We start from the raw sequence: 22,851 nt of genomic DNA, 5'->3' as shown, positions 1-22,851 counted from the left end.
GAATCCACCTTTAAGTTGTACTGGTCTGAGTATCACAAACGTATGACTGAATTAGCGGTAGACATTTTGGGCGCCGAAGCCATGACCCCTACTGGTTCATGGCGTGGACGAGCATTCCATGGCGACTGGACCGGTTCACCCAACTCTTCGACCTCTTGGGTGGGGGCGTTCTACAATGCTCGAGCCGGCACCATTTATGCCGGCACGTCGCAGGTGCAGCGCAACATCGTTGGTGAAATGGTGCTTGGGCTTCCCAAAGAGCCCCGGGTTTAGCCTTGCCCACCGAGGCGGGTGGGGCAACAGTTGGCCACCTTGCCCGGATAGAACGCGACGGTTACACCATTGTTGAGAACGTTTTTTCTTCTGGTTTGGCCCAAGAGTTATTAGAAGACCTCGGACGAATTGAAAGAGAACTCAATACCCGACCCGCTCGAAACCGCTTTGAAGGCAATCAAACCCGGCGCGTCTACAACTTGCTAAGCCACGGCCCCCTTTGGTCACAAATTCCTGTGCATTCTGCGGTGCTGCCCTTGGTCGAAGAGGTGCTCGACCAAGGCTGCCTCATTTCTTCTTTATCTTCTGTTGCCATTGACCCCGGGGAGGCCCCTCAGCCCATTCATGCCGACGACCAACTACACCCCCTAGCCAAGCCGCATGTTTCTACGGTGTGCAACTCCATGTGGGCTTTAACGGATTTCACCGAAGAAAATGGCGCCACTCGATTAGTCCCAGGATCACACCTTGTCGACCATTCCCCTAATTTCGGAGAGGCTTATGCGACCATTCCGGCAGAGATGTCGGCGGGCAGTGTCTTGATATGGCACGGCAGCCTGTGGCATGGGGGCGGAGCCAACCAGAGTGCCCAGACCAGGGTAGGCATCGCCATGAATTACTGCGCCGGCTGGATTCGCCAACAAGAAAATCAGCAGTTGGGCCTCTCGCAAGAACTTGTGCGAACCTTTGCCCCTCGCCTGCAAGAACTCTGCGGCTACGGCGTTTATCAGGGGCTTATTGGGCACATTGACAAAAACAGTCCAGCGCACCTGCTTTTGGGGGCCGATAACGCAACCAACGTATGGGACCGTTAGAGCAGTTCTTAAGGCTGCTTTAGCGCTTTTCCAACAACTCCATCATTTCTCGAGCCACCATGGGGGCGGCGTTCTGGTTTTGGCCGGTAACTAAGTTGCCATCGACCACCCAGTGGTTGGCTAATGGGTCACGAAACTTGGTGGCGCTTTCGAAGACCGCACCGTGGGCTCGCAGTTCGGTTTCCGGGTGGTGGGGGGTGTTGCCAATACCCAATTCGGAAATTTGCTTATCGGTCACCGCAGAGATGCGCCGACCTTTGACAAGATCTTCACCATTGGCGTCTTTAGCATTGAGCAAACCGAGAGGGCCATGGCATACTCCACCAATAACCCGGTTGAGCGCATTGGCTTCGGTCATTTTTTGACCCAAAACTTGCGAGAAACCAAAGTCAAAAGACGCTCCCCAACCACCCGCTAAAAAGACCACGTCATAGTTGGCCATATCTAGGCCTTCTATGGCTAGCGAATCGCTAACTTTTGCTTGAAATTCTTTATCACCAAGAAAACGGTCATCGCTGGGGGTGCGCAGCACCGGTTTCAGAGACTTGGGGTCCACGGGTACCACTCCCCCAAGTGGGCTCGCTATATCCACTTGCATCCCTGAATCCAGGAATGCATAGTAGGGAACGGTCATTTCGCTGGCGAAGACACCGGTAGGTTTACCAATTTCTAAGACGGCGGCGTTAGTAGCTACCACCAGGGCTCGGTGTCCGCTTAAATCAAAGCTGACCTCCGCTGCGTCTTCGGGGTGCATGCCCAATCGCTGCAGACCTTTACGAAGCAGTCGTGCGGGAGGTGGAGGTGTTTTGCTTTTCATTTTTTCCTTGGTGGGTCGCTGGGCGTAGGGCCATGGCTTGTTTCGTTCGGGCAAGCAGCGCCGTTGTTCTTGTTTTAGCCTTTCGGTCAAAATGCCAAACACTGGAGCGGCCTTTGGGTCGGTGGCCCGGTTGGTTGCTTCGTTGGGGTCAGCGTCAAGGTCGTAGAGTTCCCATTGGTCGGGCAACGCTTTGGTGCGATAAGTGGGACCACCGATACCGGTAGCGGCCATGTGACGTACCCCGGGTTCTGTCCAGGTGTCCGGGTCGTCATAGGTGCGGACGATTTTCCATAGATGGCCCAAGCCTGTAGGTTCATCATGGGTAGCCACTCGAGATACAAGCCCTTCAAAGTTAGCTGCCACGTGGGCCGGCACTTGAATACGTAATGGCATGGGCGGGTTGTCGGCTTTACCCAGTTTGCGGGCCATTCCGCTGGCTTCGCTGTCGCCCTCCAACATGTTGTCCCTGGTCATCAAGTAAACAGACCGGCTTTCGTCGTGGTCTACTTCTTGGCGAAGCGCTGGAAGCAAGTTCTTGCCAGGCAACGGGTGCACTTCGGAAAAGGTTTTGCGCAACTCTTCAGCGGTGGACTCTTGGTCTATGCCGGCGGCCGCCAACAAGGTGGGCACCATATCCACATGAGAGGTTGCTGCGCTGTTGACCCGCTGGGGTTGTAGCGCTTGGTTCCCTAATCCGGCCACCGTGAAGGGAACCCGGGTGGCTTCGTCGTAGAGGTTGAACCATTTCTGATGGAGTCCTCCGTGTGCCCCAAGTAAATCGCCATGGTCGGAAGTGCGCACCAGCAGCGCATCAGTGGAACCGTTTTCGGTGACCGCTCGGCGCACTTGGTCAATGGCGGAGTCGCCCTCGGCGTGCAGGCGATAGTAGAGATCACGGTATTCTTGCGCATTTTTCTGGTAGGTCTTGGTCACCACCGCCGGCGGCCCATAACCCGAGGGGTAGGCCGAGCGGTAAGCGATTTGGGCGGCTGGTTTGCTGGCCAGGTCTTCGTCATCGGTGGGCGAAGGGGGTACCGCAGGCGGGTCTAGAGACGACGGCTCAAAAGGAAAGCCCCGCCGTTGCCAAACAGGGAAAAGTACGATGTCGTGCGGGTTCACAAAACTCGCCACCAGTAAGAACGGTTTTTGAGCGTCGACTTCGCCGGCAGCCCTACGGGCGTAGCGGTCTTTGAGCCAGGCCACCACTCGTTGGGCAATCAGCGGGTCGCGACAGTAACCCGAATTGGCCAGTATGCCCCCGTGGGGCTCTGGGCCTACCCAACCTGAGAAACCAAAGGAACCTAACGGGTCGGCATCAAGGTAGGTAGTAACCGCTTGTTCATCAACAACACCCTGGGCGTCGTTGGTGGCCAATGGTTGACCGGTTTCTGGGTCGAAAAGATCGGCATGAGATATGTGCCATTTTCCGTCGTAATGGGTGTCGTAACCAGCGGCCCGAAACCAGTTGCCCAAGGTGGGCACTTCGTGGGGGCGCAGCCAGCGCAGGCGGCTGTCGTTGGCCATTTTTCCTAAACCATTGGTTTGAGTGACCCCATGAACGTCGGGGTATTGCCCGGTAAAGAGGGTGGGACGACTGGGCACACAAGCCAAAGAACCGGTGTAGTGGCGGCCAAAGTCCACCCCATTATCGGTGAACCATTTTCGACCGCCCAGGGTGTCGCTGCGCCACTGAGTAAGGGCCTCCGACTCGTAACTCGGGGCGGCCCGTTCTTCGTCGGTCATGATGATGACGATGTCGGGTTTATTCATGAGAGTTCTCCGATGCGCTTGGTGCAGTTAGTGCGGCGGCTAGCCCGCTGAGCATTTGTTCGGCGGCTTTGGCCATCTTGCGGCCCACCGCTTTGGCGATCACTTTTTGTGGTGGCCGTGGCCCGGCATCTATACGGGTGGCCAAGGTCACCAGGGTGCCTTGCGAGTTTGATTCGAGCGTCCAGGCGTTAGATAACAATTTAATAACCGGGGGCAGTCCGGTGATGCGGTAAGCTAGCGAAGTTTCTGGCTGCCAGATGGTGACGGTTTCTACCACCACGTTGCGGCCACTTTGAATACGACGCACCGTGCCCAAGCCCGAGGTCTGGTCGGAAAGCAAACAGGAATGGTCCACGTTGTCTGCCCAACCGCTGATGGCCCCAAAATCGCTAAGCAAAGCCCATACTTCTGTAGCCGTTTGGGGCACTTGGGTTTGGTCGGTGAGTTCGATCATGCCTTTATGAAATCAACCAAGAGAGCGCCCAGTTCGGGGCCGCAGTCTTCTTGCACGAAGTGTCCCCCACCTTCCATGGTGGTGTGGGGTTGGTTTTGCGCACCGGGGACGAGCTTCCTAAAGGGGCGATCTCCCCCAAGAGTCACGGGGTCTTGGTCGCCAAAGCAGCAAAGAAATGGCCGGTCAAACTTCTTTAAGGCTTCCCATGCTTCTCTATTGGCTGAGGCTTCCACATCATCTGGAGAGGTACAGACCAGAGAAGGCCAAATGCGGGCCCCTGCTTTGTAACTGTCGTCAGGAAAAGGAGCGTCGTAGGCGGCCATGGTTTGTTCAGAAAACCCTTGAACACTCCCCCCGCTAGCGATCTTTCCGACGGAAAACTCTGGGGAGGTTTGGCTAAAAGCTTGCCACTGTAAAAAGGCCTCGCTGGCCGGGTGGTCGCCGGTGGGGAGCCCCGTATTACTAATGGCCACCCGGGCAAAGCGTTCAGGCTGGGCGGCTACCAGACGAAGCCCAATGAGGCCACCCCAATCTTGGCCGAAAAAAGTTATGTCTTCAAGGTTGAGTTCGTCAAAGATCAACGCCGACATCCACGCCACATGGCGAGCGTAGGTGTAGTCAGATTTCTGGGTGGGTTTATCGCTACGTCCAAAACCAACTTGGTCGGGGACAATGACTCGGTGGCCCGCCGCTAGCAGGGGGGGCATCACTGAGCGGTAGAGGTAACTCCAGACGGGTTCTCCGTGCAAAAGCAGCACCGGGGCGCCGTCACGGGGACCTTCGTCAAGGTAATGCACCCGCAAGGTGCCGCCGTCTTGGTCGCTGATTTCTGCATAATGCGGGGCATAGGGGAAATCCGGGAGGTCAGCAAAGCGCTCATCGGGGGTGCGGAGGGTTTCCATGGGTTTCTACTTTCTTGGTGATTATTGCCGAGACATTTCGGCTTGGGCTTGGGCGCGTGCTGCTTCTATTGACTGGCGTGAGAGCAACTCAATTTCTATTTGCTGCAAGGTGCCAGCGAAGGCAAAGGGGCTTTGGTATTGCGTGGACACTGCGGACCCGTGGTCGTAGCCGATACTGGAACCCACCGAAGAAATGACCCCCATGTAAAGAGGCAACTCAGCCAGCGCTCCGGGGCTTCCATCTATGGAAAGTTGCATGGTGCCGGTGCGGGCCCCGGTGCGCCGCAACTGGGCAACTAGGGTGCTGTTTCCTTCGGGGACCGGCCCGGGCCCTCTGACTACGGTGCGTTGACCAAAGGCGTTGTATTCCATAACCAATTGGCTGTCCAAGAGGAAAAAACTGATGCCAGAGTTTTCGGTACCCGTGGCCCAGAGCACACCCTCTTGACCTGCTTGCCGGTCAACTTGTGCCGTAAGGTCAAAACTTCGCCCGCCAATAGCCGCCGAGGCCTGAGCGGGAATAGGCAACATGGGCGGGCGGTAGACATAGCGCCGGCTGGTGGGGTGAGGCGAGAGATCACGAAAACGTGGCCCAAAGAGCGTAAGGCCACGGTCGTCGAGTGGTAAAACCCCGTGGCGTTGGGCTTCGTCCCACCAAAGAGCTTTGAGTTCTTCAAGTTTTTCGGGATGGGCATCAGCCAGGTCGTTGCATTCTGAGGCGTCGACGGCCAGGTCGTAGAGTTCCCATGGTTCGGTGTCGTAGTCGGCGTCGGGCAGGTGGCGACACACTGCTTTCCAGTTTTCGGCTACCAGAGCGCGGCTACCGGCCATCTCAAAATATTGCAAGGTGTTGACCGCCGGGTGGTCTGCTGCGTTGAGCAACGGAGCAAAGGAGTGACCGGTTACCGGGAGTTGCTCTACGCCGTTGAAGGTTTCTGGTGGCGCAATGCCAAGGAACTCGTAGATGGTGGGGGCAATGTCAGCCACGTTGACAAACTGGTGGCGTTTAGTACCTTGTTCAGATTCATTGACGCCTTGGGGCCAGTGGACGATCATGGGAACATGCACTCCGCCTTCGTGGGTGTTTTGCTTGTACCACTTGAAGGGAGAGTTCCCGCATTGGGCCCAGCCCCACGGGTAGTTGGTGTGGCTTTGAGGTCCACCGATGGTTTCGATGTCTTTGATGGCTTCTTCGGGGGTTTCGAGAATCCCGTTAAAGAACTTCATCTCGTGCATGACCCCGAATGGTCCACCTTCTTGTGAGGCTCCGTTGTCGGCTAACAAAATTAGCAGCGTGTTGTCGAGGTGGCCGAGGTCGTCCAAACCTTGCACCAGTCGGCCGATTTGATCATCGGTGTGATCAAGAAAGGCGGCGAAGGCTTCCTGTAGTCGGGCGGCCAGGCGCTGTTGCACTTCGGGGAGTTCGTCCCATGGCTCCACACCTGGGTTACGGGGCGCCAATTGTGTTTGTTCGGAAATAACCCCCAGGGCAATTTGTTTCTCAAACCAACGCTGCCGTACTACATCCCAGCCTTCATCAAAAGCGCCCCGATATTTAGCAAGGTACTCTTCGGGCGCTTGGTGCGGGGCGTGGGTAGCACCAAACGGGACGTAAGCAAAAAAGGGCCGGTCGGGGCGCACCCCTTTGCTGTCGCTGATCATCCGTAAGGTTTGGTCAATGAGGTCTTCGCTCACGTGATAGCCGTCTTCAGGCTTAGCCGGTGGGTCTATTGGATGGTTGTCCGAAACTAGTTCTGGGTAAAACTGATCGGTTTCCCCTTCTAGGAAACCGTAAAAACGGTCGAAACCTTTTCCGAGCGGCCAGTGGTCAAAGGGGCCGGCGGCCGAGCACTGTTCCATGGGGGCCAGATGCCATTTGCCGGTGCAAAAGGTGGCGTAACCGGCGGCACCTAATACCTCGGCCAAGGTAGAGGCTTGGGGCGAGATGTGCCCGAGTTGGTGGGGAAAACCCGTGGTGAAGTTTGACACCGAGCGCATACCTACGGCGTGTTGCGAGCGGCCGGTAAGCAATGAAGCTCGAGTGGGTGAACACAAGGGGGTCACGTGGAAGTTGGTGAACTGCAAGCCACCGGCCGCCAACTGGTCGATGTTCGGGGTGTCAATGTCGGAGCCGTAGCAACCGAATTGGGCAAAACCGGTGTCGTCAAGCAGCACTACCACCACGTTGGGAGCGTCTTGGCCGGGGTGCGGGGGCTCAACGAAACTTGGGGTGGACTCAGCGAGAGTTCTTCCGATGCGGCCGGCGAAGGGTTCTGGGGCGTTGGGCATTTTTTCCTTTTGCTTGCTCTTGGCTGCTTCAGACTATAACTTATGCGAGTAGCAGTATCAATACTTTGCTCAAACCTTCTTATGGCCTCCCACACCCCACCCCACAGCGCACCACAACCAATTGATGGTCGGCGGGCTCGAAGCCAGCGAGGGCGCCTGGCCACCTTAGAAGCCATGATTGACCTAATTAACGAAGGCCACGCCCCACCCACTGCTCAGCAAGTCGCCCAGCGCGCCGGTATTTCCGTGGCCACGCTGTTTCGATACTTCGAGACTTTAGAAGACCTCCGCCAGTACGCCACCCAACAATGCTTGGAGCGTTTTGCCCACCTTTTTGAATTGCCAGAAATATCCTGTGGCACCACCGAAGAAAAAATTACCTCCCTGGTGGCCAGCCGCCTCGCCCAGTACCAAGCCATCGGACCCATTGCCCGACTCATCCGTTGGCGGGCCTTTGATACACCAGACGTTCAAACCACTTTGCACCAGCAGCGCCAGAACCAAACCCAACAACTTGCCCAGCACTTTGCCCAAGAGTTGCGCAGCCACTCCCCCGATGACCAAGAAGACCTGCTTGCCTCACTCATCGCCTTGACCTCCTTTGAAGCCTGGGACCAACAAAGACAAGACCAGCAGCACAGCAACAAACGCATCGCCGCCAGTTGGCAAAAAACCCTAACCCGCTTGATGGCTACCGTTTAAACCAAAATCTTGCCACGACCTTCACTCAAGACCACCCCAACGATTACCTCAATGAGTTCAAAGCTTGACTCGGCACTCACATCTTCAAAATAAATGGTGCCCGGCCAAGGTGGCGTGCGGTCTCTGTAACCGTGGGCCGCGAGGTGGTTAGCCACTCGACAAATACCCGCCACATGTTCATTAATGGTGGCGGCCAAATCTTTGCTCGCCAAAGAGAGGTCAGCCATGGTATTGCGGTCAATCTGGGTAGCACCCACTCCCATAAATAGGGGGATATTTCGTTTGATGGCCTCTTCAACATAAAGTTCGACATCTACCCGATCGTCAGCCAAACGAATGACGTAATCGCGACAAACCCCGTGCTTGGCTTCAAAAAGCTCTTCAAGGGTTATCGCTGGCTGCTCGGGCTGCACCGGTTTACGACGGCGGGCCCCTGAGCCGCTACGTGGGCTAACCTGCGTGACATAGTCACCACGATAATTGGCATCGTAAACCCGATCGCCCCAAGGGTTTTGATCAATAATGCGCCGAATGGAGCGGATTGCCACATCACGACAATTTCTCGGGCCGATGAAAAAAGGCGAACCCGAGGCATCAGAAAACTCCACCCACCCTTGGGGGTGCTGCGCAAAATAATGGTCCATCCATGGCACCAAAACCCGGTCGGCCAACAAATCTAAAAAGTCGTTCACCATTTCTGGCTGGCGGGTCAAGGCGTTAATCAAATGTTCTTGACCAAAAATATCGGCCGCCAAACTATACGGGGCCGACAGATGTAGGACCGAATGAAAGCCCGTCAACCGTTCGTAGAAGTCCAATGTTTTATCTAATATTTTTGGAATTCCTGTGGTGAGATCCACCGGAGGCAGGTCTTGCCAGTTGCTGGCATCTATTAACGTCACCTCGGGGTTGGTGCCAGGAGAGTAACGATCTGAGTAAATCATTTCTTGACCCAAAGCCTCCGCCGTAAACCCATAAACCGGCCAACTCAAATATGACTTGGGCATGCCGAGCAATTTCAAAGTTAAAAGCACAGACCGTACGTAACGTTCGGGATCTTCCTGATACAACTGCTTGGCCGTAATGCCGAACAGGTCAAAAACAATACCCAGAGTCAATAAATCTATGGACCCCGAAACATGCACAGAATTTTGTGGTGACGGGTCGGCAAACAACTCGTCTACCTGGCCGCTAAACACGTCAGTAAATATTTCTTGCAGGCGTTGCTTGGCTTCTGGCTCGCCGGCCTGCCAGCGGTGCAGCAACCGAAGCCCCTCAGGAAACGTTAGCTCCTTAAAAGGCATGGCTGCTAAGAAACCACCGTGTCGCGATAAGCCAATCCATCAGGGCTTACCTCAATGCGGGTGATGATGATTTTTTCTTCCGCGGTACCAAAGTTTTTGAAAGTGGTGAACATGTTTTTGTCTCGATAAACATTGGCCGAAGACAACGACCCGGTCATGAACTGGCGAAACTTGGCTTGGCGAACCAAGTCTGAAACCTCCACCATGTCAACCTCGTGGGTATGGCCGCAAAAAACAGCCTCGATCTGGTTATCCAAAACAAAATCGGCTACCCGTTTTGAATCAATCAGCGGGTCAGGGTCGGTCACCACAATGGGGTGGTGGGCCAGCATGATGGCCCGGTCATAGGTGCGGCGAGCCATTTCATCGGCCATGGCATACAAGAACTGTTCTTCTACTAAGCCGAAGTCGCTTTGAAACTTGTTGGTATCCAAGCAGAGAATCAACACCTCTTCTTGCCCGATGGTGAATTGGCGAACAAAGTTGACGTCGGCCAGGTACTCGCTGAGGTGCATCTTTTGTGGGTCGTGATACACCTTTGGCTTGGTCACCTTGGAGGGGTCTTTGGGTTCCAAAAACGGTCCGTCGTAAAGGTACTGGCGAAAGAGTTCTTGGGAGCGTTTGACATATTTGTCGTGATTACCCATGATGGAAACCACGTTGGGGCACTGCAATCCGGAAAGAAATGCCTGCACCGCAGCAAACTCTTCGGGGAGCGAGTCAGAGGTGGAATCCCCGGTGTTGAATACCAGGTCAGCGTCAAAAGCGTTGAGCCGCTCCAGTAACTCTTGGTCGTCGGCCAACCAGTGATAGGGGCCAAAATGCAAGTCCGTAATATGAAGAATGTCCACGGGCGGAGGCTAACCGCTACGGCCGACCTGAGCGACCCAATAGATACAAATTTTGGCCAGCGACAGAACCGGAATCCCGTGCATCTCTGCTGCAGAGGCCAGCCGGTGATCGTAGGTAATCATTCCATCAAGGTCGCTACTAAACTTAGCGCCACCTCCAGATGGATAGTGTCCAAGGTGCGGAGTCCAGCAGGGTTTGAAGTGCCCCTTGGGGAGTGCAGATAACTGTCAACCGGCTTCCTCGGTCGGTGATTATGATTGTCTCTCCAGCAACGGCTTGGGCCACTACCGCTGATGCATTTTGTTTTAATGAGCGAATGCCAAATTTTTTCATGTGCTTCAATGTGCACAAAGTTCTCTCTGGCAGAGAAGGTACCATTTCCGTATGGAACTAAAGATTAACGGTGTGGCTCGCGACGGGGCTGGAGTGGCGCGAGCCGAAGATGGTCAGGTGATCTTCGTGGAAGGTGCGTTGCCCGACGAAACGGTGACCGTCGAGTTAACCAAGGTGAAAAAACGCTGGGCTCGTGCACGGGTGTTGGAGGTTCTTAACCCTTCGCCTTTGCGTATCCCGGTCACTTGCACTACTCAACAGGCAGGCTGCGGGGGCTGTGACCTGCTGCACCTCTCCCCTGATTCGCAACTCGCTATGAAGGCCAACATTGTACTTGATCAGTTAGACCGGGCACAGGTGGCCGCACCGTCCCCCGTTCTTTGGCCGCTAGTTAACGACCAAGGGCGCACCACGGTGCGTTCCATTGTCAAAGACGGTCAGGCCGGGTACCGCATGCGAGGCTCCCACGAGGTGATTTTGCCAACCAAATGCGAGGCCCTCGACCCTATGGTTGAAGAAATCTTACTTGATGGCCGTTTCGGCGAAGCCAGCCAAGTCACCATTCGGGTAGGGAGTCGTACCGACGATCGTCTGGTGCTTGTTGAGGGCGATCCAGAGGAAGTCAGCGTGCCTTCTGATGTTTTAGTGGTTAGCGCCAAAGAACTAAGCGAGGGTCGGCGGGCCTGGATTCACGAAGAAGCGGCGGACCGCAAGTGGCGTATTTCAGCTCGGTCGTTCTTTCAGAATCGGCCGGCCGGGGTTGATGCCTTGGTTTCCGTGGTATCGGGCATGGTCGATGCGCTGGGCACCGATGGCCCTATGGTCGACGCCTACGCCGGAATCGGAGTTTTCGCTGGCACGGTGGGGCATGGTCGTTCGGTGGTGGCTATTGAGCGTAATAGTCACTCCATAGCCGACGCTCGGGTAAACCTCGATGCCGAGTCGGTCAAGATCATCAAGGCACCGGTAGAAAGTTGGAATGCTTCGCCTGCTGCGCTGGTCATAGCCGACCCAGCTCGTGAAGGGGTGGGCAAGGCGGCCATGGCCACTTTGCTAGCTGCCGAACCAAGCTTATTTGTTCTCGTCAGTTGTGAGCCCGGTGCTTTTGCTGCCGATGCCGCACTTCTGGCCGCAGGTGGGATGCGCCTTGAGCAACTCACCGTGGTGGACATGTTCCCCGGTACTACCCATGGCGAAACAGTCGGCGCTTTCATCGCTTCCTAACAAACCGAACCTAAGGTCAGGCCCCAAACTCGGTTTCACCTAGAGGTGGTTAACGCTGGGTGCCGACTTTTAGTTCGTTAAACGCCACGCCACGATCTATAGAAATATCTCGGGGAAGGCCTAAAACCCGGTCACCAATGATGTTGCGCTGGATCTCGTCAGTACCGCCGGCTATTGAAGCGGTGAACGAACCTGTCGTGTGCTTAGCTAAATCGTAGCCGTGCGGGTCCTCAGGATCCCAAGCTTGCGAACAGGGTCCTGCCATATTCATCAATAATTCTCTTACCCGCCACTGGATGACCGAACTAAAAAGCTTGCCCAGAGAGCCACCGGGGCCCGGAGCTTTGCCGCTTTGCATCTCTGCACGAGTACGCAGGGACACCAAGGCTTTGGCGGTTTCCATGGAATAAATGCGCATCAGTTCTTGACGAACGTTGAGGTCCTCGAGTGACCCGTTGGCTTCAGCGGCCGCCTTTAACATTTTGTAATTAGGTTGGCTGATTTTTCCGCTACCCGCCGTGCCGATAGCCACCCGTTCGTACATCAACATGGCCGTAGCCTGGTTCCACCCATTATTGAGTTCGCCCAAAAGGTGGTCAACTGGTAGGCGCACATCGGTGAAAAATACCTCGTTAAAATGACTCGAGCCGTCGATTTGGTGAATGGGCCGCACCTCTACGCCCGGAGCATCCATGGGCAAAATAAACATGGAAATACCGGCGTGCTTGACGGCGCTGGGGTCGGTGCGAGCAATAAGTACGGCGTAATCGCTGACCTGCGCCAAGGTGGTCCACACCTTTTGTCCGTTGATAATCCACTCTTCGCCGTCGCGTTCGGCTTTGGTTTGCAAACTGGCCACATCGGAGCCGGCCCCTGGCTCAGAAAACATCTGGCACCACAAAGTGTTGCCAGAAATAACGTCGGGCAAATACTTAACCTTTTGCGCTTCGGTACCGAAGTCATTAACCACCGGCAGGCACATGCCATGACTAATAATAAACTCGTTGCTCATGGTCGGGAAATGTGCCGCTTCTTCCCGATAAATACGGTCGTGATTTCGGGTAAGACCCGCTCCGCCGTATTTCTGATCGAAGACCAATCCTCCTAACCCTGCTTGGGCCAATTTGGCGTGAAACTTCTTAGAGGCCGTCAAATCGGCATCGAGTTGGGTGTGTTCGGCAAGAAACGAGCGCACTTGGCTGCGGAACTGTTCGCTTGTTTCTTCCGAGAGAGGCTCTTGTCCCATAAGTATCTTCTTTGTTAGAGGTCAGCGCTACCCTAAGCGATACCCCGTAAAGGTGCCTAACCCGCAGGCCACGATTCACTGCGGTTGGTCTGAGGGCAAGTTCTCTAAGAGTTCCTGGTTCACTATTTCAGGAAAGTCCTCCGCCGCTAAGTACCGAAAATATTCCTCGAAGTAAGGCAACGGGGTATCGGGGCACATGAATACACAGACCACTTCACCGTTTTCGTTGCGCAGTTGATCAAGCGTGCCAGCCTGTTGTTGCTGATCAAGGTAAGCCACCAGCCCCACTAAAGACAGCCCAGAACTAGGGCCCACGTAGATGCCGTTGCGCGATAGTTCCATGCTGGAGCGATAAGAGTCCTTAGTGGTGGCCACCTGTTGGCTATCTAAATGGGGAGGCCAGTCGAAGCCGATGAGGCGCAACAAGAGCTCAGTGCGGGGCCCCGGCACGTAGTTATCGGGAGCACGTTTTACTCCCACTACTTGGATGGCCTCGTTTGCTTCTTTTAGATAGCGAGAATTGCCGATCATGGTGCCGGTGGTACCTAAGCTTCCACAAAGCACGGTTATTGCTTGGCTGGTTTGCTCCCAGATTTGCCGGCCAATCCATTGATAATGCGCTTCGGGGTTGTCGGGGTTGGTGTACTGACCGGGGTTCATCCAGCCCTCTTGACTCCCCATCTCTTTGGCCTTGTAGATGCCGCTGCGCTCATCAGCCTCGTCGGGATCGGCAGGCTCTTGGTTCACTATGGGGGTAATGCCAAAGAATTGCAGCATCTGGATTTTTTGCCAACTGGCTTCGCTGGGCACGATGGCCTTCGTTTGTTCAATACCAAACTGGCGAGCGGATACCGCTAAAGCAGTCACCGTGTTCCCGGAGGAGTTTTCGATAATGGTTTCCACGCCTGCCAACTCGCCGCGTTGAGCGGCCGCCGCCATCATGTTAAAAGCCGGTATGGCCTTCACATTGTGCAACGGGGTGAAGGTCATGAGTTTGGCCATGATACGCACCCCGTCGCTCGCCATGGGGTTGAGATGTTCCGGCAACTCCACCAGGGGCAGATAAGCCAGCTTTCCTGGATTCATGAAGTCTTGTACGGCATGTTTGCCGGTAAACGCGTTTAGATCACCGTTAGGCATTTAACAATCCTTCAGTAAAGGCTGGGGAGGTTAGCCGCAGCAACCGCTGGGCTCTTCGCCTGCTTCAGCCACGAGTGAAGAGATGATTCCGTGGGTCCAGCAGTCATCAGCCCCGGCTGCTTCACGCATGGTCAGGGCGAACACGTAGCCTATTTCAGCTTCGGTGGCCCCGGCCGCTTTTGCGCCAACGAAGTGCTTGCGTACGCATGGTTCAGAGCGGGCTTTAATTGACAAGGCAAAACGAATCAATTCATCGGTTTTCGCATCAACTGTTCGGGCGGCGTTGAGCGCTTGGTCAAGATTCTCTAACGCCGAGGTAAACGGGGCCATGTGGGTGCCCAAGAAACCTTGGGTGCAGCCGCTGGCTTCTGGTTCAACGCCACAGCATCCCTCAGTGGTTGGGTTATCTAAAGTAGTCATGGAGTCTCTTTCAGTTCAGATTGATATGTATCAATATGACTATAGAGTGGAAACATGCAAACCATTGCCTGCGGGCCGCTCTCCTCAACAAATCTCAGCGACCAAGAAATAGTTGATTTAGCCCAAACTCTCAAAGCGCTTGCTGACCCGGTGCGACTAAAACTTGTCAACATCATTGCTACCGCCGGGGAGGGCTGCGCCTGCGACTTTCCCCAAGCCGTTGACCGAGACCAATCCACGATAAGTCATCATTTGAAAATCTTGACCCAATCTGGGGTGGTCGAGCGCCAACAACGAGGCAAGTGGGCCTGGTACCAAGTCAACGACGCACGCTTAGCGCAACTTTGTGGAGTGATCTGTTGAAAATCTCCCCCGATGCCCAAGCTTTTGACCAGCCCAGCCTGGACCGGCATTTTGGCGGAGGCGAGGGGCTTCTCCCCCTTTGGATAGCGGAGCCCTACCTTGATCTTGCTCCGCAAATAACCGAAGGCTTAGCCAGTCGAGCCACTACTGGTTGGTACGGCTACCAAACCCGTTCCGCAGCACTTAGCGAAAACTTTTGGGCATGGATGCAACAGCGCCACCAATGGGACGGCCACGGTCTACAAACGCTGGTAAGCCCCAGCGTGGGCTCCTCACTGGGGATTTTACTGGAGCAAATGACCCAGCCCGGCGACAATGTCATTTTGCAGCCTCCGGTATTTACCGACTTCAAAACCTTGGTTAACTCAGCCCAGCGCACCGTGGTGCGCAACGGATTACTCTTTGAAAATGGTCAATACGAAATGGACTTCACCGGGCTAGAAACCTTGGCCGCCCAGCCCGCCACCACTGCGCTCATTTTGTGCAACCCCCACAACCCGGTGGGCCGCGTGTGGAACCAAGAGGAACTTCATCAACTGGCGGCCATCTGTGCCAGCCACCAGGTAACGGTCATCGCCGATGAAATCCATGCCGACTTGATCTTAGACCCCCATAGTTTTACCCCCTTTGCTCAAGCCGCTCAGGGCACCGGAGTGCGCTGGGCCGTCCTGCACGGGCCCATCAAAACTTTCGGCTTAGCCGGACTTTGCGACACCTTGGTTATCACCGATGATTCCGAAATTGTCGAGCGCTTTGAGCATCGAAGTTCTCAACTTCACCTCACCCGCAACAACGTGTTTGCCCTGACCGCTTTTGAAACTGCATACGCCCACGGTGGCCCGTGGCTTGACCAACTATTGGGTTTAATGGCCGGCAACGTGGGCATTCTTAAAGAAACTTTGCCGCCGGAGATCACTTTGGTCGAACTCCAAGGCACCTATTTGGCATGGCTGGATTTTCGAGATCTCAACATGGAAGTACCCGCCTTAGCGCACTGGCTCGGCCATACTGCCCGCTTAGCGCTCAGCCCGGGCCATTGGTTTGGCCGAGAAGGAGCCGGGTTTGCTCGCATGACCATCGCCGCCCCCGCCGAACAAATTCAAGATGCCGCGGAGCGACTAAGTCGGGCCGTTGCCCAACGGTAGCTAGCCCTTTTGCGCTCGTAGTTTCCGCAACCGTTTTCCCCTGCTGACCATCAAGGGGTCAAAGTCCTCTGGGTCGGGCGGGATTAGCTCTGGGTCTATGAGTTGCTGCCCCATGTAGATTTCGGCTATCAACGGCCGGTCAAGGATTTCTCCGGCGCAGAAAACCCCGCCACTCATGGCGCCACCAATGCCGTGGCCACTTACTGTGTTGGCGCCCACCACCCATAGGCCTTCAATCTCGGTGCGGTAGGACGGGCGGTACTTGCCGATTTGTTCGGGAGAATGCTGGTAGCCGTAACTGGTCCCGCCCGAACTAGAGATGTAGCGCTCGTGGGACAAGGTGGTGGCCGTCTCGAGGTGCACAATGTTTTCTCGCAGTGGCCCAAAGACCGTTTCGGCGGCATCAAGAAGCCTTTCGGTGAACGCTTCCTTTTTGGCTCGGTAGGTTTCGTTGCGGCGGTATTTGCCGCCATCAGCCGGTCCCGTTTCAACCCCCCAATAGTCATTTCCTCGAGGAGCCAAGGACATGATTTGAAAATTGGTGTGGCCCGGTGGGCAAAGCGCAGCGTTGCCGGGGTCTTTGCGTGAAGCAAGCGCTATATAGGCAAAGGGCACTTGACCAGACGGCAGCTGCCCTTGGTCGAGTTCGCTGTAGTACTCGTCGGTTTCGTAACCAGAGAACACAAAATAGTTAGTGTTGGGGCCGGTCAACTCTTTGTTGACTACCACGTAGGTGCAAACCAGGCCCAAGGTCATGGTGGCTTCTTGCGCCCAACGCACGGTAGACGGGGCCAGATGCTGTGCTCCCACCAAGTGCTCAACGGTGCGGCGGTAATCGGCGTTGCTGATCACTAGCGGGGCGGCCAAAAACCTTCCGTCTTCTAAAACAACGCCGGTGGTTTTTCCGTTTTCTACGGCGATGCGCTCTACTGGTTCGATACAACGCACCTCTCCCCCGCAGGCTTCGATGGCTTGCACCAACCGAGCGGCCATCATCTGCCCGCCGCCTTGGGGGTAATAGGCGCCGTTCATGTAGTGGCCGACAATCCCGGCGTGCATGGCCACGGCGGTTTGGCTAGGCCCACCGGCGTAAAGGCCCGACCAGTGGTCGAGTACGGCGCAAAGTTTCGTTGACATTTCACATTCGTCAAAGAGTTCATTCAAAGGCCGGGTAGCCCAAAGATCAAAGGTCGGGCGTTCTTCGCCGAATATTTTTCGTGCTTCTTCGCTAACCGTGCGCAAAATGCGCAGGCACTTTTCTACCCCAGCTTTTTCGTGAGGAAACTGCTCAACGAGACGTTCTTGGTATTTGTCCCAACTGGCTGGCACCCGAAAAGTAAAGTCAGGAAAGTGCAAGGTGTCAAAACAATCGGTGTCCATGGGCAAAAAGTTCATGCGACCGGCTAAGCCCAGAGAAGCAAAAATATTGGTAAACAAACCGCCGGGTCCACCCTCACCGAGGTAATGCACGCCGACATCAAACTCGTAACCGTCGCCCTCGTGTTTGCGGCGAAAAATCTGCATATTGCCGCCCGCCCGGTTATGGCGCTCGACGACCAGTACGCGTTTACCGGCGCTAGCTAAACAAGCCGCTGTGGTTAGCCCACCGGGTCCTGAGCCCACCACAATGGCATCCCAACTTTCGGTTGGTTCACTGCCCACGATGCTCCCTCTCTCTTCTCGGCCAACGCTCAACGGTCGAGTTCTTCAATAAATTTATCAATTTCTTCTTCGGTATTGTAGTAGTGCACCGAGGCCCGCACCACGGTGGCTAACCCTCGGTGGGCGAGGTCAAAGCGGGCATAGTTCGGTGTCGAGGTAGAGGTATTAATACCGGCCGCGGAGAGTTTGTCTTTGATTTGCTCTGCCGTTTGACCGACTACCCCAAAGGTGACGATGCCGCCGCGGTGGGCGCCCTTATCGTAAACCGTTACTCCAGAAACCTCTTCCAGACTGCTCCGCAAGACCGCCCCTAAACCTTGTAATCGCTCTGCTGTTGCTTCTACCGAAAGTTCGAGGGCGTAGTCCACAGCGGCCCCGAGTCCTAACTTGCCGGCGTAATAGGTTTCCCAATTCTCAAACCGGCGCGCATCGTCGCGGATTTTGTAATCCCAGTCGTCGGCCCAGGTGGCGGAGTGCAGATCTAAAAATGGTGGCTCAATACGCTCTAAAGCCCGTTCGTTGACATACAAAAACCCCGTGCCGCGGGGGCCACGCAAATACTTGCGACCAGTAGACGACAAGACATCACAACCAATGGCCTGAACATCAAGGGAAATCTGCCCTGCTGACTGGCAAGCATCCAACACGAAAAACGTCTGGTAGGCATTACAGAGTGCGCCAACCTCCTCCGCTGGGTTGATGAGCCCACCACTGGTTGGGGCGTGGGTCATGCACAACATGGTGGCCCCCCGAGCAAGTTCTTGTTCTAAATGGGTTAAATCAATTTGACCAAACTCATCGTCATCAATCAACACGATTTCTAAGCCGTGGCGCTTTTGTAACTGCAGCAAAGCAATCACATTGCTGGAATATTCCGCTCGGCAAGTTAACACCCGGTCACCGGGTTCAAAGGGGTAGCCATAAACTGCCATGTCCCAGGCCCGAGTAGCGTTTTCTATGATGGCGATTTGGTTGGGTTGGGCGCCGATCAGCGTGGCGATGGACTGGTAAACCGCTTCGAGGCGGTCATGTGCTTCGTCTGATGCCTCATAACCACCGATGGCGGCTTCTCGGTGAAGGTGCTCTACCACGGTGTCCACCACCACCTGAGGGGGAAGGGCGCTCCCCGCATTGTTGAAATGGATGACCTCAGCCGCCCCCGGAGTGTCATGGCGAACTTGTTCTATCGGAAAAGTTTGGTCAAAAAAAGTAGTCATGGCCTCACCTTAAACCCCTTGGCCCCCGTACCTTGACTCTTGTCTTCAGGGTTGCGCTACGGTTGCCGCACTACCAAAGGAACCCCATGAGGACACCGCTCACCAATCCATCCGCTACAGCCGTTGGGCCCTATAGCCATGGCATAGATGTTGACCCGTTGGTCTTTTGCTCGGGGCAGACTCCCCTTGACCCGACCACCGGCCTCTTGGCCGAAGGCTCCATTGGCGACCGAACCGCCCAGTGCTTCTCCAACCTTTTCGGCGTATTAGCGGCGGCTGGCCTGGGGCCCGACCAGGTGGTCAAGGTCAACGTATACCTCACCAATATGGATGATTTTGCCGCCATGAACGAGGTGTATGCCACTCAGTTTGCCGAGCCCTACCCAGCGCGCACCACCATTGGGGTGGCCTCCCTGCCTTTGGGTTCAGACATCGAAATTGAACTAGTAGCCCGCCACCCCACGATTTAGCTTTCGCCCAACAGAAAAACGGTTTAGGCTCCGCCCATGAAACCCCAAAAAATACCGGTCCGCGGTTTTACCGATCAAGAGTTTCTGCAAAGAACCATGGCCGCGCAAACCATGATGGCCGCCCAGGGTCTTGACGCTTTGTTGGTTTGCACCGAACCCGAGGTGCGCTACTTCACGGGTTTTCATACCCCCTTTTGGCAAAGCCCGACCCGCCCTTGGTTCGTAATATTGCCGGCGGCTGGTAAACCCATTGCCGTCATCCCCGGAATCGGTGGTGCCTCCATGGCGGCCACTTGGGTTGATGACATCCGTACTTGGCCCGCCCCTCAGCCCAACGACGACGGGGTGTCGTTGCTGGTGGGATGCCTTCGAGAAACTGCTGGCCCCCAGGGAAAGATCGGCCTGCCCATGGGGCCAGAGACCCATGTACGTATGCCACTAAACGACTTTGACCAAATACGTGCTCAAGTCGGCGAATTCGTCGATGCCACGGCCATAATTCGTTCTCTCCGCATGGTTAAATCGCCAGCAGAGATTGCGAAACACCAGCAAATCTGCCACATCGTGTCCGATGCTTTTGATGCCCTCCCTGGCTTGTTGGCTACCGGCATGACCGAGCGGCAAGCTTTTGCTGCTTTCCGCTCAGAAATCTTGCGTCAAGGTGCCGACGACGTTCCCTACCTGGTGGGCGCTACCGGCCCGGGTGGCATTGACGACATTATTCGCCAGCCCACCGATCGGATCATTAGCGCAGGTGACCTGTTGATCTTCGACACCGGATCTACTTTCGACGGTTACTTCAGTGATTTTGACCGCAACTTTGCTTTTGGCCATGCCGACCAAGGGGCTCAAGATGCTTACCAAGCAGTGTGGGAAGCAACCGAAGCCGGTTTCGCCGCCATTGCTCCCGGAGCCACCACTACCGAAGTTTTCCACGCCATGAACAACGTGCTCCAAGGCCACGGCTCTCTCGGTAACGATGTAGGCCGCTTGGGACACGGCTTAGGTATGCAGGTCACCGAATGGCCCTCGCATACCGCCAGCGACGACACGATCATTGAAGAAAACATGGTCCTCACCCTTGAGCCCGGTCTCTTGTGGGCGCCCGGCAAAACCATGGTTCACGAAGAAAATCTGGTGGTAACGGCCCACGGGGCGCAATGGTTGAGCCGCCGAGCCGCTCCTGAACTGCCTATTATCTAATAACAAACGAGAGGGTATACATGGATAACCAACCTTTGAGCGAAGACCAAATGCAACAATTTTGGGAAGATGGCTATCTGCTTTTAGAAGACGTCGTCACGGCAAAACAACTCGCTGATCTCCGGGTCGATTTCGAACAATGGCGTCAAGAAAGTCGGCAACATGACGATCCTTACGGGGAAACCTTTGATGGTCGCCCGCGCTTTGACCTTGAACCAGGACATTGTGCTGAATCCCCCGCTTTGCGTCGGGTGGCGTCACCCGTTGAGATTTCCGAGGCCTACCTTGACGTCATGCGCTCCAACCGAGCGCTCGACGCAGTAGTCCAATTAGTAGGGCCCAACGTAGTCTTCAACAATGCAAAAATTAATTCAAAACAGCCAAAGTCTTCTACCAAAGTGCAGTTCCACCAAGATTTTTTGTTTCAACCCCACACCAACGACGACCTCATTGCCGTGCTCTTGTGTCTGGACGACATGACCTTAGAAAATGGGCCTTTAGAGGTAGCGCCCGGCAGCCACCGGGGCCCGCTCTACGACCACTGGCACCACGGGGTGTTCACCGGTGCGGTCAGCGCCCACGTGGTGGACGAACACCAACCACAAATGGTCACCATTGAAGCACCGGCCGGATCGGCTTGTTTGCTGCATAACCGCACGCTGCATGGGTCGGGGCCCAACACCTCCGCAGAGGCCCGCACCCTGTTTATTTGCGAGTACCGGTCAGAAGATGCCCAGCCTTTACAAGTTAGCCACCTCCCCAGCCGCATGGAAGGCGAGTTGCTGCGGGGTGAGGTCAGCAACCGAGTGCGCTGCACCAATTACCAAATGCTTTATCCAGAGGTTCCCACCGGTGCTTCTTTTTTTGATCAGCAAGCAAACGACCCCACTCCCACGCTGTGATAGACCGAGAGTTACTTCCCCTAGACTTCACCACCGATGCTGGTTTTGGGGCCCGTGCACTGTTGGGCCTTATTGTTTTAGCAAGCGACCGTACCCTCGAAGCAGAGATGCGCCAGATTCAAATAGATGGCGTTGACTGGCTGCACGCTCGCATCCACAACGATGATGAGGTAACCCCCGAAACCCTTACCGCTATGAGAGACCGGCTACCCGAGGCCGCCGCTTTGCTCCCTCCAGGTTTCGCTTTTGATGCTCTGGGCTATGGCTGCACGTCGGCGTCCACGCTTATCGGTGAAGTAGCGGTCAGCCAGGCTTTGCAAAGCGTCCACCCAGAGGTGCCTTGCACCAATCCGGTATCGGCAGCCGTCGCTGCTTTTCGCTCGTTGAAGGCGCAACGCATTGCCATCGTTACCCCATACACCGCTGAAGTAACCGCACCGATCGTCAGTCTTTTCGAAAAAGAAGGCTTTGAGGTTTCTACTGTTGGATCTTTTTTGGAGCCTCTTGATTCTGTGGTGTGCCGCATCACCGAAGATTCCGTTGCCAGCGCCGTCGAACAAGTTGCCCAGCAAGCCCCCTGCGACGCAGTGTTTGTTTCTTGCACCAGCTTGCGCCTTTTCGGCGTAGTAAACCAGTTAGAGGAATCTCTCAACAAACCGGTGGTGTCCAGCAACTTGGCTTTGACCTGGCACCTGCTGCGCTTGGCGGGAATCAACGATGTTTTAGAAACCCACGGAATGTTGGGGCTCCAATCGCTGCTCTAGGCAGTAGATACTTCGTGCGCTAGGCCGGTGGTTACCTCGTAGACGTAGCCGCTGATTTGGTCTTTGTGCACCAAAAACGGGGTCTGCAACAAGCGCTGAATGGACTGGCGAACATCCACGTAGGGGTCGGCAAAGGATTCCAAAGCCCACAAAGGCTTCACCCCCAACTCGGCTTCTAACTCCGCTTTAAACTGGTCTTCGCTGACTTGTTGCATACCGCAGTCGGTGTGGTGAAGCACGATGATCTCTTGAGTCTTTAACAAGCGTTGCGACAGACACAGCGACCGGATGACGTCATCGGTGACCACTCCACCGGCGTTGCGAATAATATGCGCTTCACCGTTTTTGAGCCCCAAAATTTTGAAAATATCCATGCGCGAATCCATGCAGGTCACTACCGCTACATGTTTTTCCGGGGCGACTGAGAGCCCACCGTCGGTGAAATCTTCCGCAAAATGAGCGTTGTTTTGAGCGAGGTCGCGAGCAATGAGTTCCGGCACAAGAGTAAGCCTACGACACCAGCAGTCCAGCATGGGTCTCTTTCCTTTCACATTGCCAAAGAAATAAAACTCTTTGCCGATGTC

General features: G+C 55.3%; 23 protein-coding genes. 10 read left to right on the top strand and 13 right to left on the bottom strand.

The features are described from left to right. Both EYQ49_02125 and EYQ49_02120 read left to right on the top strand, forming a co-directional pair. On the top strand, positions 1-273 hold a 273-nt coding region (locus tag EYQ49_02125), incomplete at its 5' end, for an acyl-CoA dehydrogenase (protein ID HIG24676.1). A 2-nt stretch (positions 274-275) separates the two neighbouring features. Next, positions 276-1,088: a phytanoyl-CoA dioxygenase gene (locus EYQ49_02120; GenBank protein ID HIG24675.1), complete on the top strand. Its 813-nt coding sequence runs from the start codon at positions 276-278 to the stop codon at positions 1,086-1,088. A gap of 19 nt (positions 1,089-1,107) precedes the next feature. On the opposite strand, the gene EYQ49_02115 is transcribed toward EYQ49_02120, so the two are convergent. The 4 genes from EYQ49_02115 to EYQ49_02100 are packed head-to-tail and all read right to left on the bottom strand — an operon-like array spanning position 1,108 to position 7,320. Next, positions 1,108-3,675, bottom strand: a complete 2,568-nt coding sequence (locus EYQ49_02115) for a sulfatase (GenBank protein HIG24674.1) — start codon at positions 3,673-3,675, stop codon at positions 1,108-1,110. Further along, entirely contained in the window at positions 3,668-4,129 is a 462-nt protein-coding gene (locus EYQ49_02110) for an SRPBCC family protein (protein HIG24673.1), read from the bottom strand. The genes EYQ49_02115 and EYQ49_02110 overlap by 8 nt, the downstream gene beginning before the upstream one ends. Next, on the bottom strand, positions 4,126-5,031 hold the full coding sequence (locus EYQ49_02105; GenBank protein HIG24672.1) for an alpha/beta fold hydrolase: 906 nt from the start codon (positions 5,029-5,031) through the stop codon (positions 4,126-4,128). Before EYQ49_02105 ends, EYQ49_02110 begins: the two co-directional genes overlap by 4 nt. A gap of 21 nt (positions 5,032-5,052) precedes the next feature. Further along, on the bottom strand, positions 5,053-7,320 hold the full coding sequence (locus EYQ49_02100) for an arylsulfatase (protein HIG24671.1): 2,268 nt from the start codon (positions 7,318-7,320) through the stop codon (positions 5,053-5,055). Between the two features lie 42 nt (positions 7,321-7,362). Here EYQ49_02100 and EYQ49_02095 point away from each other — a divergent pair, with 42 nt between their 5' ends. Continuing rightward, positions 7,363-8,022: a TetR/AcrR family transcriptional regulator gene (locus EYQ49_02095; protein ID HIG24670.1), complete on the top strand. Its 660-nt coding sequence runs from the start codon at positions 7,363-7,365 to the stop codon at positions 8,020-8,022. Here EYQ49_02095 and EYQ49_02090 read toward each other — a convergent pair. The 3 genes from EYQ49_02090 to EYQ49_02080 form a co-directional block, all read right to left on the bottom strand. Next, entirely contained in the window at positions 8,019-9,326 is a 1,308-nt protein-coding gene (locus tag EYQ49_02090) for a hypothetical protein (protein ID HIG24669.1), read from the bottom strand. The genes EYQ49_02095 and EYQ49_02090 overlap by 4 nt on opposite strands. A 5-nt stretch (positions 9,327-9,331) precedes the next feature. Continuing rightward, a complete protein-coding gene (locus tag EYQ49_02085) occupies positions 9,332-10,177 on the bottom strand; it encodes a metallophosphoesterase (protein ID HIG24668.1) in 846 nt (281 codons plus the stop codon). A gap of 145 nt (positions 10,178-10,322) precedes the next feature. Next, entirely contained in the window at positions 10,323-10,511 is a 189-nt protein-coding gene (locus tag EYQ49_02080; protein HIG24667.1) for a hypothetical protein, read from the bottom strand. Between the two features lie 51 nt (positions 10,512-10,562). On the opposite strand from EYQ49_02080, the gene EYQ49_02075 reads away from it, so the two are divergent. Next, positions 10,563-11,735, top strand: coding sequence for a class I SAM-dependent RNA methyltransferase (locus tag EYQ49_02075; GenBank protein ID HIG24666.1), 1,173 nt, complete (start codon positions 10,563-10,565; stop codon positions 11,733-11,735). 49 nt (positions 11,736-11,784) lie between these two features. Here the strand turns inward: EYQ49_02075 and EYQ49_02070 are convergent, their stop codons facing one another. The 3 genes from EYQ49_02070 to EYQ49_02060 all read right to left on the bottom strand — a co-directional run bounded on the left by EYQ49_02070 (position 11,785) and on the right by EYQ49_02060 (position 14,451). Then, a complete protein-coding gene (locus EYQ49_02070) occupies positions 11,785-12,981 on the bottom strand; it encodes a dehydrogenase (GenBank protein HIG24665.1) in 1,197 nt (398 codons plus the stop codon). Positions 12,982-13,056: 75 nt separating this feature from the next. Continuing rightward, positions 13,057-14,121 carry a pyridoxal-phosphate dependent enzyme gene (locus tag EYQ49_02065; GenBank protein HIG24664.1) on the bottom strand — a complete coding sequence of 355 codons (1,065 nt, stop codon included), beginning with the start codon at positions 14,119-14,121 and terminating at the stop codon, positions 13,057-13,059. A gap of 30 nt (positions 14,122-14,151) precedes the next feature. Beyond that, on the bottom strand, positions 14,152-14,451 hold the full coding sequence (locus tag EYQ49_02060; protein ID HIG24663.1) for a carboxymuconolactone decarboxylase family protein: 300 nt from the start codon (positions 14,449-14,451) through the stop codon (positions 14,152-14,154). Between the two features lie 144 nt (positions 14,452-14,595). On the opposite strand from EYQ49_02060, the gene EYQ49_02055 reads away from it, so the two are divergent. Together EYQ49_02055 and EYQ49_02050 are read left to right on the top strand one after the other, a co-directional pair. Beyond that, on the top strand, positions 14,596-14,904 hold the full coding sequence (locus EYQ49_02055; protein ID HIG24662.1) for a transcriptional regulator: 309 nt from the start codon (positions 14,596-14,598) through the stop codon (positions 14,902-14,904). Beyond that, positions 14,775-16,049, top strand: a complete 1,275-nt coding sequence (locus EYQ49_02050; GenBank protein ID HIG24661.1) for an aminotransferase class I/II-fold pyridoxal phosphate-dependent enzyme — start codon at positions 14,775-14,777, stop codon at positions 16,047-16,049. The genes EYQ49_02055 and EYQ49_02050 overlap by 130 nt, the downstream gene beginning before the upstream one ends. Here EYQ49_02050 and EYQ49_02045 read toward each other — a convergent pair whose 3' ends face one another. Continuing rightward, positions 16,050-17,744, bottom strand: a complete 1,695-nt coding sequence (locus EYQ49_02045; protein ID HIG24660.1) for an NAD(P)/FAD-dependent oxidoreductase — start codon at positions 17,742-17,744, stop codon at positions 16,050-16,052. After that, entirely contained in the window at positions 17,741-18,928 is a 1,188-nt protein-coding gene (locus tag EYQ49_02040) for an aminotransferase class V-fold PLP-dependent enzyme (protein ID HIG24659.1), read from the bottom strand. The genes EYQ49_02045 and EYQ49_02040 overlap by 4 nt, the downstream gene beginning before the upstream one ends. A gap of 86 nt (positions 18,929-19,014) precedes the next feature. On the opposite strand from EYQ49_02040, the gene EYQ49_02035 reads away from it, so the two are divergent. The 4 genes from EYQ49_02035 to EYQ49_02020 are packed head-to-tail and all read left to right on the top strand — an operon-like array spanning position 19,015 to position 22,267. After that, positions 19,015-19,398, top strand: a complete 384-nt coding sequence (locus tag EYQ49_02035; GenBank protein ID HIG24658.1) for a RidA family protein — start codon at positions 19,015-19,017, stop codon at positions 19,396-19,398. Between the two features lie 36 nt (positions 19,399-19,434). Continuing rightward, the gene (locus EYQ49_02030) at positions 19,435-20,601 is read left to right on the top strand and encodes an aminopeptidase P family protein (protein ID HIG24657.1); all 1,167 of its coding nucleotides are present in this window, start codon (positions 19,435-19,437) and stop codon (positions 20,599-20,601) included. 20 nt (positions 20,602-20,621) lie between these two features. Further along, positions 20,622-21,503, top strand: coding sequence for a phytanoyl-CoA dioxygenase family protein (locus tag EYQ49_02025; GenBank protein ID HIG24656.1), 882 nt, complete (start codon positions 20,622-20,624; stop codon positions 21,501-21,503). Beyond that, entirely contained in the window at positions 21,500-22,267 is a 768-nt protein-coding gene (locus EYQ49_02020) for an Asp/Glu racemase (protein HIG24655.1), read from the top strand. Before EYQ49_02025 ends, EYQ49_02020 begins: the two co-directional genes overlap by 4 nt. Here EYQ49_02020 and EYQ49_02015 read toward each other — a convergent pair. Next, on the bottom strand, positions 22,264-22,800 hold the full coding sequence (locus EYQ49_02015) for a carbonic anhydrase (GenBank protein HIG24654.1): 537 nt from the start codon (positions 22,798-22,800) through the stop codon (positions 22,264-22,266). The two genes, EYQ49_02020 and EYQ49_02015, sit on opposite strands and share 4 nt — an antisense overlap. Between the last annotated feature and the right edge of the window lie 51 nt (positions 22,801-22,851).

The sequence above is a fragment of the Acidimicrobiia bacterium genome, assembly GCA_012959995.1.
In the GTDB taxonomy this organism is placed as follows: domain Bacteria; phylum Actinomycetota; class Acidimicrobiia; order Acidimicrobiales; family MedAcidi-G1; genus MedAcidi-G2B.
The sequence above is the reverse complement of the archived record's forward strand: the minus strand, read 5'-3'. Positions and strand labels throughout refer to the sequence as shown.